We start from the raw sequence: 12,920 nt of genomic DNA, 5'->3' as shown, positions 1-12,920 counted from the left end.
GGCCGCGCGCCTATCGAACGACAGATGGGTAGCATGACTAGTTTGCTTCTATATCAGAAGCATACGCTGCAATTTGGAGCGCGCCAGCCAGACTGGCACGCCCGTTGCAATGATGAGAGGGCCGGGTCCTCGAACACCCGGTAGCGACGAGGCCGGGGTGGTCGGAATGGGCCGACCACCCCCAACGGGCTCGCAAGGGAATTCAAACATGACGCAGACCGGATACGAATTGTACGAAGTTGACGGTGCATCGCCGATCAAGATGTGGACGCGGGGCGTGCCTGTGGACGACAAGGCGCGTGAGCAGCTTGGCCGTGCGGCGAAAATGCCGTTCATCTTCAAGCACGTCGCGGCGATGCCCGACGTCCATGTCGGTATCGGTGCGACAGTAGGCTCTGTTATCCCGACCAAAGGTGCGGTGATCCCGGCGGCGGTTGGTGTCGATATCGGCTGCGGCATGATGGCTGCGCGCACCTCGCTGATGGCGAGCGATCTGCCAGACAATCTCGAGGGTATTCGCTCGGCCATCGAGCGGGCCGTACCGCATGGGCGTTCTTCGGGACGCGGCGGGCGAGACAAGGGTGCGTGGGGGGATCCGCCCACCGAAGCGATCGAAGCCTGGGCAACGCTCGTCCAGCGGTTCGACCGGATCGCGGCGAGCTACCCCAAGTTCCAACGCTCCAACCATCTTGTCCATCTGGGCACGCTGGGAACGGGCAACCACTTCATCGAGCTGTGCCTCGACGAGGATCAGCGCGTGTGGGTAATGCTTCACTCCGGCAGCCGCGGCGTGGGCAATGCGATCGGGCGCTTCTTCATTGAACTCGCTAAGCAGGACATGCGCAAGTGGCACATCAACCTGCCCGACGAGGACCTCGCCTATTTCCCCGAGGGAACCGATCATTTCGACAATTATGTCGAGGCGGTCGAATGGGCGCAGGACTTCGCCAAACTCAACCGCCACGTGATGATGACCCATGTCATTGCCGCGCTGCGGGGCCAGATCGCCAAGCCCTTCCAGGCCGAATGCGAAGCGGTTAATTGCCATCACAATTACGTGACGCGCGAAAACCACTTTGGCGAAAATGTGCTCGTTACCCGCAAGGGTGCAGTGCGCGCGGCCAAGGGAACGCTTGGCATCATCCCAGGCTCGATGGGCGCGAAAAGCTTCATCGTACGCGGGCTGGGCAATGCCGACAGCTTCGACAGCTGCTCGCATGGCGCAGGCCGGATTATGAGCCGTACCCAGGCGAAGAAGGAGGTGTCGCTTGAAGAGCACATCGCAGATACGCAGGGGGTCGAGTGCCGGAAAGACGTGGGCGTGATCGATGAAACGCCCAAGGCCTACAAGCCGATCGAAAAGGTCATGGCCGCGCAGGCCGATTTGGTCGAAATCGTGCACACGCTCAAACAGGTGGTATGCGTGAAGGGGTGACGCCCTTCAAGCTGCCATCGGCGAAATTTGCAGGAACAGAACAATGGTTACGATCGACGGCTCTGAAGGAGAGGGCGGCGGACAGGTGCTGCGCAATGCGTGCGCGCTGTCGCTGGTTACCGGTGAGCCTTTCACAATCGAGAATATTCGCGGCGGGCGCGATCAGCCGGGGCTGATGCGCCAGCATCTGACCGCGATCGAAGCGGCGTGCATGATCGGCGGGGCGGAGTGCGAAGGAATGGAGCTCGGCTCCAGCCGCATCATCTTCCGGCCCGGCAGCGTGACGGGTGGCGATTACAGCTTCGCCGTTGGCACAGCGGGTTCGACGGCGCTTGTGCTTCAGACGGTGTTGGTACCGCTGGCGCTTGCGGACAAGCCCTCCCACCTTGTGATCGAGGGCGGAACCCATGCATCGATGGCGCCCCCGTTCGACTTCATCGAAAAGTGCTTCCTGCCCGTGTTTGCGCGGATGGGACCGAAGGTCGGCATGCGGATCAAGAGGCACGGTTTCTTCCCGCGTGGTGGCGGTCGTATCGAAATTGATATCGAACCTGCACCGCTGCGGCGGATCGAATGCATAGATCGCGGCGAACCCACCGGTCGCTCCGGCTCGGTTCTTTATGCATCGCTCGACGACACGATAGCGGCACGCTTCCGCAAGGCGGCGCTCAAGAGCTTGCCCGATTGGAGCAACGACGCGATCGTCCTGCGCGAGCTGCCTGCCGATCAGGGCCCGGGCATTGCCCTGATCCTGGAATCGGGCTTCGAGAACGTCACCGAGATTGTGTCCGGTTTCGGTAAGCTGGGCCTGTCCGCCGAACGCATCGGCAGGACGGCAGGCAAGCGGATGGCGGGTTACGAAGCGTCCGGCGCTTTCGCCGGGCCGTATTTGCAGGATCAGCTTCTGCTTCCGATGGCGCTAGCCGGCGGTGGTGCATTCACGAGCGTTAAGATCAGCCAGCACACCCGCACTGCGGCTGACATAATCGCGCTTTTTACAGGGCGTGGTACCCAGTTCGAGGATGCAGGGCCTAAGGGGCAGCTCGTCCGGATCGTTTAGTTCGCTGCCGTAAGCGGACAGTCTGCCGAAGGCCCAATGTCCGGCGCGTTACTCTTGGCTTAACTCCGGGTGAACTACTCAACATTTGAGCCAGGACTGCCTGCTGCCAGCATGAGAATGGTCGAGATCGCCTGGTTCAATATGGCAGCCTCTTCAAGCAACACGCTGACCGAGGACACCAGCTCTGACTTACCTCGTTGTCCGCCCACCCCCTGCCCTTCCACTGCAAGTGCTGCGCCATCCTCAGGCCTGGCTGTAAGCAGGCCGAACAACGCTGAGACAATCTGCTCGTGCTCAGCTCTGTAATCGGTCGGATTCAAGGAAGTAGCCATAGCGGCAGCAAGCGCGCATGGCGGGCACAAGTCCCGACCAGCTTTTTGAAACCATTCTCAACCCCGCTGACTGACGCGAACAAGGGCCGGATCCTCAGCTTGCAGAGCCGGCAAGCAGGACATTGCGCTGCTCGGCCCAGGATAACGGAAGCTGGATGGTTGAGAGCCGTTTTGCGGTCAAACCGGCGGGCTGTCTGCCCTCGCAGATCATCTGCACAATTTCCGGTGCAAGGCACGACAGGCTGACAAGCTTGCTTAAGCGCGTGCGGCACCGGCCTTCAGTTGCAGCGATGGTGGAGAGCGCCTTCCCGGGCGAAGCCAGAACGATATCGCGGGTCGCTAGTGCGTCCGCGACAAGAGCCACGAGCCTGGCATCGTGACGCGGAGGTTCGACAACCTTGTGCTCAGGGCCGGGTACAACGAGACGCAGCTGATGGCCCTTGCGGACCCGCACCGCCGGGATCTTCAGATCCAACTGCTCGTCCGGAATTTTTTGGCGGGTGTCCAGCTCCAGCACCTCCGCCAACCCTTCGTGGCTGACATGCAGCGCAATCTCCTCCTCTCCGAGGCTGACTCGCGCGAGAACCTTCGAGAATAGCTGCGCTCGCGCGTGCGCGTTGCCGCTGCGGAGTTCTGCTGCCGCCAGGTCAGCCTTCGCCCGCAACTTCTGGTGGGAGACTGCATCCGCGAGCCTGTCCCCGAGCAGATCGAGCACAAACACAGGCCCGGTCATCCAATCCGACAGCTTCTGACCCACGATCGCCTCGAGATCCGGTGCGGACACTCGCTCTGCCAGTTCTGCGCCCACCTGGTCGGGTCGTGTGATATAGTAGCGATAGCGCTGGCTCTTGCTGCTCTTGCCGGAGTGGCTGGGGGTCATTGGGCGGCCATGGCAGTCCTCAAGCAGCCCCACGAGTAGGCTCGGCTCCTGTACCTTCTTCCGGCGCGATGAGCCCGAGGCGTTTTGCGCCAGCTTCGCCTGGACCTGTGCGAACAGCTCCTTTCCAACTATCAGTTCGTGTTCGCCTGTAAAGGCTTCCCCTTTGTGCACTGTCATCCCGAGGTAGATTCGGTTGGAAAGCAGGTGATAGAGAGTGCCGCGCTGATAGACGCATCCGCCCTTGTGAGGGCCGCTGGCCCGTTTCTGAACCTTCGTCCGGTAGCCGTCCCGCTCAAGTTCCTCGGCCAGCGCTGGTACACTCTCAACCTCAAGGTAACGGGTCATGATGTGCCGGACCTGCTCGGCTTCCTCTGGCACGACGACTAGCTTGCGGTTCTTCACCCGGTATCCCAGCGGCACCGTGCCGCCCATCCAGAGCCCCTTGCGTTTGGACGCTGCGATCTTGTCGCGGATCCGCTCGCCGGTAACTTCGCGCTCGAACTGCGCGAACGAGAGCAGCATATTGAGCGTAAGTCGTCCCATGCTGGTGGTTGTGTTGAAGGCCTGCGTTATGCTGACAAAGCTGGCGCCAGCCTTGTCGAGCACATCGACAATCCGCGAGAAGTCGGACAGCGAACGGGTCAGGCGATCGATCTTGTAGAGCAGCACGATGTCGACCTGACCTGCTTCGATTTCGGCCAACAGGCGCTTGAGACCCGGACGGTCCATATTGCCGCCCGAGAACCCGCCATCGTCGTATCGTTCGGGATTCTGCACCCAGCCCTCGTGGCGTTGGCTCAAGGCATAGGCAGCGCAGGCCTCGTATTGTGCATCGAGACTGTTGAACTCCTGGTCCAGTCCGTCCTCGGTCGATTTACGGGTGTAGATGGCACAGCGAAATATGCGGTCAGCCATTGGCGGTGAGCCCAAAAAACCGCGGACCCGATCTCGGTGTGCCGGTGACGTGGCGGGCGATCTCGCTCAGCGAATTCCACTCCCGGTCCTGGAACCGAAATCCGGTTTCCAGCACTTCGACGAGCAGCGTCTGGCCGTTCCACTCGCGCAGCAGGCGGGCACCAGGCGACAGTTTCTGGCGAATGGCAGGCGCCCCGCTGCCCTCGCCCGATTTCGCCAAGCGCGTCAGCTCTCGTCTGACCAGTGCCGGCAGTTTTCCTTCGCGCTTTTCCTGCAGACGGTGAGCGACCAGTAAGCGAAGCAGAGGTATGGCGACGTTGGGGGGCGCAGCGGGATCAAGCTTGCTCCACTGCGCCCGAAGCTGCTCAGCCGACATAACCTCAACGGCGGCGAGTTCCTTCTCAAGACGGGTCACTGACTGGTGCCTGCAGTGATGCGGTAGCGGCTGACCCCATCTTCTTTTGTTCGCTCGACGCTATGGCCTTTCTTTTTCAGACCCGTCAGTGCGGCGCGCGCTGTGTGAGGTTGCCAGCCCGTGGCAACGGTGAGCTGCTCGAGCGTCACTCCCTCGGGTTGGCGCAGCAACTCGACGACGGCTGCGGACTTGCTGGTTGGACGCGGCGCGATGGCAGCATCAGGTTCGGCAGAGATGTTTGTATTCGGCATGTGGTGGACTCCATCTGAGCGGCACCGTGCCGCTCCCACCACCCACAGCCCCGATGATGTGCTATCATCCGGGGCGGCAGCCGTCGTCGGCCGCGATTAGCAACACCACCAATGCTCGGCTTGCCGGAGGAGTCCAGTCGTTCGTTTTGGGTTGGGCGAAATGCGAAATGCTCCAAGGGGGAACAGCGCGCGGCTCAAGCCTGATTTAACATAAGATCACTTGGCAGTTCGCGGTAATCGGCCGCGTGGCCGCGCCTGCGCGATCTTTCGCGTACGGCCGCCTACTAGTGGCGCCTGCTTCGCAACAAGGCTGCTCACCGGGAGAAAACGGTGAATTTCAACCCGTACTGGGATACTGCTTGCGGCGCTGGTGCTAAGCTACGGCCTGGTCGCCGGTCTAAAGGTTCGCCGCGCAAGGGTGCAGGACTGGCTCATCACAGCTTTGCCGAATGATGATCTCTATGCCACTTCGGTGAGCATCAGCTCATCTTGGCGGCAGCCTGAATTACGCGGTTCAAATAAGGACCGGATCTGTTGTGCCAGTGAGCGCAGACAGCCTTGGTCAGCAGATATTTGGAATATCGCGCATCGCCAAGGTAAGGACGCCAGTGCTGATCCTGTCGGGCGTCGCCGAAATCGAATCCAAGATCCGCAGCTTCGACTTTGGCGCCGACGATTACGTGACCAAGCCGTTTCATCGCGCTGAGTTGGTAGCTCGAATCTACGCCGTTGTGCGCCGCTCTAATGGCCACACCCAGTCGTTCATCCACACCGGTCGGATCGCTGTAAACGTTGACGCCAAGACCGTCGATGTTGATGGCGCGCGTATTCACGTGACCGGCAAGGAATATGCGATGCTCGAGCTGCTGTCGCTCCGCAAGAAGGAAGCAAGCAATCAGTCCGCTTCTGGCTAAGGAGCGATGTGGTTGGCGGATCTCCCAATCCAGACTTATTTTGAAAGCAGCTTAATTTGGGGAACGCCTCAAGGTCCTCGGCTGCTCTTCAGGTGCGTTTTGCTTTGCGTGAAATTTTAGGCGGTCGAAGTGCGCGGAAACAGACTTGACGGTGGGTGCCGAAAGAGAACCTGTGCTTTGCTCTGCGTCCTCACTATTTCCCGGCAGCTCACTCTCCCGGTCTAATGAGAGGACTTCCTTCGGCTGGTCCCCTGAACGCCAGCGTGATCCCGGCGTGCTCCTCTGTCGAAGCGTGGCCAGCGCGGTATCAAGCTCTCCCTGATGAAGGTTGATAGTCTCCAAAGCGCTTTGTCGCTCACGCTCTGCAGCCTTCATTCGGGTGTCGGCGTCATTGTATGCAGCCTCGGATTTTAGAAGATCGCTCTCGATCTCAGCCAATGATCGCCTGGAGGCATCCACAGTCTGCTTAGCCATAATCATCTCCTGAGCCGCGGAAGTTTAAGAGCCGAGCTGGCGATAAAAGGGTTTAAAGATCAGCGGAGCGGGAGACCAGAGGTATTTCTCGCTCGCCTTTCTCGACGAGCAGGGTGGTCCCGAGAGCGGCAAGAGCGGCACGGAAGCAGTCGACATTCTAGCCCTTGTTGCCCAGCAGCTCATTGGTCTTGAGGAGCGTGTAGAGCATCAGCCCTCACCTTTGCAGTCGCTCATCTGATCTTCGCTCAGAAGGATGGGTGTTACAATTCTGCGCTCCGCCTGCCATGAAGTCATGCCCAACGAGGAGATTGGCGTGGCAGGTAACAGCATAGATGAGCTAGAAGTCTTCGATGAACTTTCGAGGCGCCAAGATAGTCTTGAGGAAGCCTTTAAGACCTTTGCTCAATGGGCTGCCATCACAATCTCTCATAACGCCGGAGTGCCGCACATGATCGCAGCAGCAGACTTGGAGCAGCTAGCGGATGAGGCAGCGAAGCAGGCAACCGCTGGAACGGAGCAAGATGCAGAGCCAAACCCTTTATTGCTCTGGTTAGCTCATGAACTGCGAAGCCTGCCAGAAGGAGGATCGGCTGGGATGTTCGGTGCGTCAGATGGTGGGAAACACGGAAGCAATTAGACCACTAGCTTGAAGTCTGTTCTACCTATGTTCCACAGACGCATGAGCAGCAAGCGACTTGATTCGATCAGCGATTATCCCGTCACGGCTACGATCTGCGCGTGACCTGCAGAGCTCGCGGGCGCGTGATCATCACGCCCTTCCGGCGCAGCAGGATGTGCAGACGGCGATAGCCGAACCGGCGGCGCTGGTTCGCCAGCTCGCGCAGCTTCTCACGAAGCGCGGCGTCATCGTCCCGCGTGGAACGGTAACGCACGCTCCGCCGATCGGCATCGATGACGATCCTCTCACCGGCATTCCACGCCTAATCAGCAACGACCTTACCCGCCAGATCGAGCTTGAGCTGCGGCACGATCTTACAAATACGGACTGGGCGTGGGGCGGCGAGGTCAGTCAGACACGGCGAGCACCCGTAGTGCGGCTCGGCGAAGTGTTCGAAAGCTACGACATGAGCCCGTTCGACAGTGAGCTCTTTATCGAACATAAGAACGTGTTCGGGCTTACCGTGCAGGCCGCTGTTAAAAACCTGGTCGGAGCTGACGATCTTGCCACCAGAAGTGTCTTCGCAGGGCGCTGTACCAAACAGCTGGAACTTGTGGAACTGCGCGACCGGAGTGTTGGCCCGACGCTGTCGCTGGAGGTCAGTGGAACGTTTTGAACTCGGGTCCAGCTAGCATCGGCAGCGCCTCCGCCCCCCCGGCCCGCTGCCGTTCTCGCAAGCGATCTGATAGGTCTAGGCCATGAGAATTGCTGCGGCCGCCACTCTGTTCAAGGGCTACCCAATCTTCTACGCCAGTCCTGAGCCTTTTTCAGAAGCCACCCACCCTTCTGACGTGTGTTCAGCTTCTTGAGCTCGAGGACGGCACGCGCGGAGCTGATCCGTTCAGATGCTAGCTCGCGATAGATGAGATCAGCCTTCTTTCGCCGCCGGGCAGCATCTCCGGGATCTAGGAAAGCCTCCAGCACAGCGATGACGGCTGCCCACCGCCCTCCGCGGGATTCATCAATCCCTTTTTCCTGTATCGCGAGTTGCTCGCGAAGCTGAGTTTCAACGAGGTCAAGCTGCGCCTCGGCGATCTCCCCTTGCGAGGCTTCGCGCGACCGCAGTTCTCGAACAGTAGATTGCACGCACTCGGCAGAGAGAATCCCGTACTCGCGGAAAAAGGCAAGCGTTTCCAGCCCGCGCTGCGATTGCATCGGGTCTTCGCTGAGCGCGTCGACGCTTGCACGGTGTACCGTCTCCCAAGCATGCCAGCGATAGACGAAATCCAGCCCTGTTCCCTTAATGTTTTGCATCCCCATGATGCGGTTGCGGAAGTTTGGCGGAGTAATTTTCGCAAGCAGGCGCACTATCTCTTCGCCCGTAGCATAGTAGTTCTCGACGACGATAATCTTGGCGCGGAACCATTCCCAAGCCTGCTCCCGAAGCTGCCGGTCGATCTCCGCCTGCTGTCCCCCCGATTGCACCAACTTTTCGATCATTTCGTAGCTTTGCAGTTGATGAAGTGAGGCCTCGTAGTGCCCTGCAATCGCCTCGGCGTCGGGCAGCCCGCTCTCGCGGATCAGCGGACCGATCCCAGCTGGCTCAGGCTCCTCAATTTGAGCAGCCCACTCCATCCCTTCGGGCTGACCGCACAACATTGCATGCAGAACGCTGAATAACTGATCTGAGCTGTGGACAACCCGCAGCCGTTTCGCCCAGCTCTTCAGCTCTTCCAGAGGGTTGGTACCCTCCCGATCACTGGGCCACAGGGTGATCGCTGGCGTGAACTCATTCCACGCTTCTTCGATGAACCCCTGCAAACCTTGCAGATTCGATCCGATCAGTACGTGCCGGTCGGCAGATACATCTTTCACAATGATTGAAGCGAACACGCGGGATCGCGGCACCCTGTCAGCGCGATTGTTGATCACCGTACTAATCCAAACGTCTGGCTCTGCAACAGGGTCCTGTTTGTCGAAGCCCACGCGCGTCCAGTTGCCTAGCGCCCCGAAGCGTTCGTTCGCCGAATTCCCGAGTACGAATTCTAGTCGGCGGGTGCGGACGCGTGCTTCCGGGTAGACCTTAAGCGCGCCGATGTCCTGCACCACGCGATCAGCCATCTCCTTAATAGCCACGTCAGAGTCGATCCCCAGTTCCGCAGCCATAGCGGTCACTAGAGCGATGTTGTAGGGGTGCTCCTCATAGGGGAAACGGGAGAGCATCTCGTCGGGTATCAGACCTGCTTCTAACCAGCCCACCGACTTGAATGAGGTATCCAGTTCGCGGGCTGCTTCGACCAGAATCGGACGCATTTGCTCTTCACTTGTGATGAGGCGACTATTCTGCGGGATGAAGTTCTTCATTACCTCCGGGATGTTGCGGCCAGCGGGACCTTGCACGTCCTCGTGATCAGGATAAGTATTGGTGATCGTTGCGATGTCGTCGCGCATCCAGTGGCGCTGCAGCACCTTCACATAGGCTGGCGCCAGACCCATGCACTCCCAGAGAAAAATCTTCGCGTGAAGCTTGCTTGCCAAAACAGCCAAGTTAAGCTGCTCCCAGATGGTCGCCTTGTCATACGGGCGGAACAGAAACATTTCGCGAATATCGCCGTACGGCAGAGCCCAAAGGAACATCGCTTCGTTCCCAGTCGTCTTGGAAACGAAGGGATGGCCAAGTGCACTGAATACCGCTGCCTTCAGGCGTTCAGTGCCTGATTTTCCGCGTGTGCCCCAGCCCCCGACCACCAGCGCAAGGGACCTTCGCGCGCGGCGCATCTGCTGCGTTCGGATCACGTGCTTCGCAAAGAACCAAACAGTCGCAAGAAAGGCGAATATCGCCAGCTGCGTAAGCGTGTTTGCGTAAAGAGAGCTGAAGTAGACGCCAACTTCATCCCACAGCGCGGGAATGGCGACTAGGCTCGGGGCAAACGAGAAGAATTGAACAACCTGCGGATCGACATCGCGCTCGCGGTTGGGCTTCAGCACCAGCTTAACCCCCAGCTCGCGCAAAGCCTCAGCATAGCTGCTCGGCGGACTCCCGCTTCCTTCTGTCCAGTTGCGCAGACCGGCAAAGTTGGCGAAATTTCGGGTAAGTTGCATTCGGGCACGGAAGCGTTTCACAAATCCGCGCGGAGGATGAATCTCAGTAATTCCTTCAGCCGAGTGAACGGAGACGATTTCGCCTGTATCGATCGTGGATAGGATAAGGTCCGGAAGGGGGAGCCACGGGCGCCAATTGCCCTCTGTAGGCTGAAACAGCGGTTCGCCCGGTACTTTTGTGGGAGCAAGCTCAGCCATGATTGCGCTTGGTGCAACCCTGCGCCCGCGCCACACGCGACCAGTCCAATGTGCGAAGCCTTGACGCTTGTCCGAACTCGGATTTCGCCATTCGTGAAGTAGGCGCCAACTGCGGAATGTGATCAGTTCGCCATGGCGGATCTTGCCGCCAGGCAAGAGCTCCAGCGTAAATCCATGCTGCGCGAGGACGCTGAGAATGCGGCCAAGGCGTTCGCCGCTTCTTTCAGCCTCCTTTAGCAAACCCGGAAGCGCCACTATCTGCCCCTCCTTCACTGTTGAGATCGCCAGGGAAATGCGCTTGGCTATTGAGCGAGCCTCCGGATCAGCAGCGCACCAGAGCTGCTCTGCCGCTTCGGCCGCCCAGCGGCGCACTTTCGGATCGGGATTCGATGAATAAATTTCCCTAATCGCAGCATCGAGCTCGTTCCGCAAAATCGATGCTGCTGCTCGCTCCTCCCAAGCCCATTGCGCTGCAACTCGAAGCGCCGCTCGGATTGCGAAGCTGTCCTGGTCCTGCTCCAGCCTCGAACGCAATAGCCTTACAATTCTTTCCTGCCCTACGGCTTGGACGAGCAGAGGCCCGCAAACCAACAGCGTGGCCCTGACCTTTGGATCTGGATCTTCGGACAAAGCCTCTGTGTACGCATCCGCGCCCGACTGTCGGCGCCACAGTTCCGCAGCGAGGCACTGGCGAACCGCAGCACTTGGATCGGACATCGCAAGTTTGAACAATTCTTGACAACTTACGTCGAAAGCAGGGTCCCTTGCGACGAGCCGCACCGCCTGTCGGCGAACAAAGAAATCGTCGTCACCAAGCGGCTCCGACAGACGTCGCCGCACAATCTCCACGGCCGCTTGAGGCAACGCGATTGAGAGAATCTTCAGTGCCTCGCATTGGATCCAAACCGTTTCGTTCTTCTGCAATGACGCCCGCTGGGCCTGCCACAACATTGCTTCGCTGACGTCCCCGCCAGCTCCTCCTTCCAAAGCCAGGCGCAAGTAGATGAAACCGCTCTCCCGAATGCGAGGATCACGGGTGTAACTCCATGCCGAGTTAAGCACGCCCTGAATCGCAGCATTGCCCAAGGCAACACCTGACACGGGACCCATTCGGCGCATCCAAAAGGATATTGCCCTTTCCTCTTCACCTATACGGCGGCGCACCCGCTCGATCGCAGCTTCACGGTCGAAGAAAAGAGTTAAAGAGCGGGCATCGCGGGCCAGCTCGCCGCGACGCCTGCCTAGCTTTGCGACTAGATCAAGAATGGCAGCATGCCGTCCGGCTTCATCTAGCGCAGCCTTAAACTGCGCTTCAAACATAAGTTCGAGCCGATCAAGCTCAGCAATGCGGGCGAAACGCGCTTGCACCCACTCAGCGGCTGCGGTCGCATCCGGTTCCGGCCCCAAATCACTCCGAACCCAATCTTCCAAGTCTTGTTCGACCCTGCGGATATCTGGAGACTGCTTCATCATAAGCCCGCCTGGAGGCACTTTCCGAAGAGCTTCCGCAAGTTCTCATCATTCATCAGCTCCTTTCGAAGGTGATAAGCGAGCTCGACATGAACAAACCCCGGAAAATCGAGCGCACGCAATGCCTGGCCTTGCGCGTTTTTTCTCGCCCCTAGTTCGCGGACATCGATGGGGAATGCAGAAGTTCGGTGATTTGGCATGGCTCTGCGCAAGCAATTGGTCACTGCCGAAACTGCCGGCGTGATCTCCTCCGAGCCGCTGCTGAGAATAACGGCCGAGCGTCTTCCGGCGGCGCTGATCCGACGTGCGGGATCAAAGCCGTGGATCTGTACTACGCGCCCGTTGGGGTGAGTGTTAGCGAATGCCGCCGCAAAAGCTGTGAACGGGTGAGACCGCAAGCGAGCCAAGTCCGTAGTGCCCCTGCATTCTGATTTAGCACGACGATGAACACTGTTCCATGCAGCGGCTGCTGCTCCGGTTTCTTGAAAGAGGCGCAGCGTCAGCGTCCCTGTCAGCCGGTCTGCACGCCGATGTGGTGCAGCGATGAGTAGCGGCGGCCCGGGCGCAGCGGACTTCCGAACTAGGTAGGTCCCACCACCCCGGCACTGTCCTTTTAGCTCCTGCACCACTGCCGCTGAAAGTAAACCTTCTGCTTCTCCCGTTCGAAATCCTTCTGGGGCTTGATCCGATCGCCCAATCATCAGACCGGTGAAGTCCGCTTGTGCGCGACGATAAGCGTGAGCATCGAGTTCAGTCGGCTGCGAAGCATCAAACAAGGGGGGAAGGACGAACCCAATCACGATGGCTGCTCCGGCAGCAAGAGGCAAAAAGAAGGAAGTGATTCCAGGCATCGCA

General features: G+C 59.4%; 10 protein-coding genes and 2 pseudogenes. 4 read left to right on the top strand and 8 right to left on the bottom strand.

The window, feature by feature from the left end:
• Positions 1 to 208: 208 nt before the first annotated feature.
• Positions 209 to 1,435: an RtcB family protein gene (locus G7A66_RS13055; RefSeq protein ID WP_174296120.1), complete on the top strand. Its 1,227-nt coding sequence runs from the start codon at positions 209 to 211 to the stop codon at positions 1,433 to 1,435.
• A gap of 43 nt (positions 1,436 to 1,478) precedes the next feature.
• Complete coding sequence (gene rtcA / locus G7A66_RS13050) at positions 1,479 to 2,495, top strand: RNA 3'-terminal phosphate cyclase (protein ID WP_174296119.1); 1,017 nt, start codon at positions 1,479 to 1,481, stop codon at positions 2,493 to 2,495.
• A 74-nt stretch (positions 2,496 to 2,569) separates the two neighbouring features.
• Here rtcA and G7A66_RS13045 read toward each other — a convergent pair whose 3' ends face one another.
• From G7A66_RS13045 to G7A66_RS13030, 4 genes are all read right to left on the bottom strand, one after another.
• Positions 2,570 to 2,815 carry a hypothetical protein gene (locus G7A66_RS13045; RefSeq protein ID WP_174296118.1) on the bottom strand — a complete coding sequence of 82 codons (246 nt, stop codon included), beginning with the start codon at positions 2,813 to 2,815 and terminating at the stop codon, positions 2,570 to 2,572.
• A 106-nt stretch (positions 2,816 to 2,921) separates the two neighbouring features.
• The gene (locus tag G7A66_RS13040; RefSeq protein ID WP_174296117.1) at positions 2,922 to 4,622 is read right to left on the bottom strand and encodes a recombinase family protein; all 1,701 of its coding nucleotides are present in this window, start codon (positions 4,620 to 4,622) and stop codon (positions 2,922 to 2,924) included.
• Positions 4,615 to 5,037: a DUF2924 domain-containing protein gene (locus tag G7A66_RS13035; RefSeq protein WP_174296116.1), complete on the bottom strand. Its 423-nt coding sequence runs from the start codon at positions 5,035 to 5,037 to the stop codon at positions 4,615 to 4,617. Before G7A66_RS13035 ends, G7A66_RS13040 begins: the two co-directional genes overlap by 8 nt.
• Positions 5,034 to 5,288 carry a DUF3489 domain-containing protein gene (locus tag G7A66_RS13030; RefSeq protein WP_206675223.1) on the bottom strand — a complete coding sequence of 85 codons (255 nt, stop codon included), beginning with the start codon at positions 5,286 to 5,288 and terminating at the stop codon, positions 5,034 to 5,036. The genes G7A66_RS13035 and G7A66_RS13030 overlap by 4 nt, the downstream gene beginning before the upstream one ends.
• Positions 5,289 to 5,872: 584 nt before the next feature.
• Between G7A66_RS13030 and G7A66_RS13025 the strand changes: the two are divergent.
• Positions 5,873 to 6,169: pseudogene (locus tag G7A66_RS13025) on the top strand (response regulator); the annotation flags it as partial.
• A gap of 84 nt (positions 6,170 to 6,253) precedes the next feature.
• Here the strand turns inward: G7A66_RS13025 and G7A66_RS13020 are convergent.
• A complete protein-coding gene (locus G7A66_RS13020; protein WP_174296115.1) occupies positions 6,254 to 6,676 on the bottom strand; it encodes a hypothetical protein in 423 nt (140 codons plus the stop codon).
• A 313-nt stretch (positions 6,677 to 6,989) separates the two neighbouring features.
• Here G7A66_RS13020 and G7A66_RS13015 point away from each other — a divergent pair, with 313 nt between their 5' ends.
• On the top strand, positions 6,990 to 7,313 hold the full coding sequence (locus G7A66_RS13015; protein ID WP_174296114.1) for a hypothetical protein: 324 nt from the start codon (positions 6,990 to 6,992) through the stop codon (positions 7,311 to 7,313).
• A 115-nt stretch (positions 7,314 to 7,428) separates the two neighbouring features.
• Here the strand turns inward: G7A66_RS13015 and G7A66_RS13010 are convergent.
• From G7A66_RS13010 to G7A66_RS13000, 3 genes and pseudogenes are all read right to left on the bottom strand, one after another.
• Positions 7,429 to 7,593 (bottom strand): annotated as a pseudogene (locus G7A66_RS13010) (IS3 family transposase); the annotation flags it as partial.
• A gap of 488 nt (positions 7,594 to 8,081) precedes the next feature.
• Entirely contained in the window at positions 8,082 to 12,068 is a 3,987-nt protein-coding gene (locus tag G7A66_RS13005) for a hypothetical protein (RefSeq protein WP_174296113.1), read from the bottom strand.
• Positions 12,065 to 12,916, bottom strand: a complete 852-nt coding sequence (locus G7A66_RS13000) for a hypothetical protein (RefSeq protein WP_174296112.1) — start codon at positions 12,914 to 12,916, stop codon at positions 12,065 to 12,067. Before G7A66_RS13000 ends, G7A66_RS13005 begins: the two co-directional genes overlap by 4 nt.
• Positions 12,917 to 12,920: the final 4 nt, after the last annotated feature.

The organism is Alteripontixanthobacter muriae (genome assembly GCF_013336795.1).
Taxonomy (GTDB): Bacteria; Pseudomonadota; Alphaproteobacteria; order Sphingomonadales; family Sphingomonadaceae; genus Pseudopontixanthobacter; species Pseudopontixanthobacter muriae.
This window is presented reverse-complemented; position numbering and strand designations above follow the sequence as displayed.

Bases quoted from the DNA above. Each gene is read 5' to 3' on its own strand.
- G7A66_RS13055 (WP_174296120.1), top strand. From the start codon at position 209: ATGACGCAGACCGGATACGAATTGTACGAAGTTGACGGTGCATCGCCG.
- rtcA (WP_174296119.1), top strand. From the start codon at position 1,479: ATGGTTACGATCGACGGCTCTGAAGGAGAGGGCGGCGGACAGGTGCTG.
- G7A66_RS13040 (WP_174296117.1), bottom strand. From the start codon at position 4,622: ATGGCTGACCGCATATTTCGCTGTGCCATCTACACCCGTAAATCGACC.
- G7A66_RS13030 (WP_206675223.1), bottom strand. From the start codon at position 5,288: ATGCCGAATACAAACATCTCTGCCGAACCTGATGCTGCCATCGCGCCG.
- G7A66_RS13020 (WP_174296115.1), bottom strand. From the start codon at position 6,676: ATGGCTAAGCAGACTGTGGATGCCTCCAGGCGATCATTGGCTGAGATC.
- G7A66_RS13005 (WP_174296113.1), bottom strand. From the start codon at position 12,068: ATGATGAAGCAGTCTCCAGATATCCGCAGGGTCGAACAAGACTTGGAA.
- G7A66_RS13000 (WP_174296112.1), bottom strand. From the start codon at position 12,916: ATGCCTGGAATCACTTCCTTCTTTTTGCCTCTTGCTGCCGGAGCAGCC.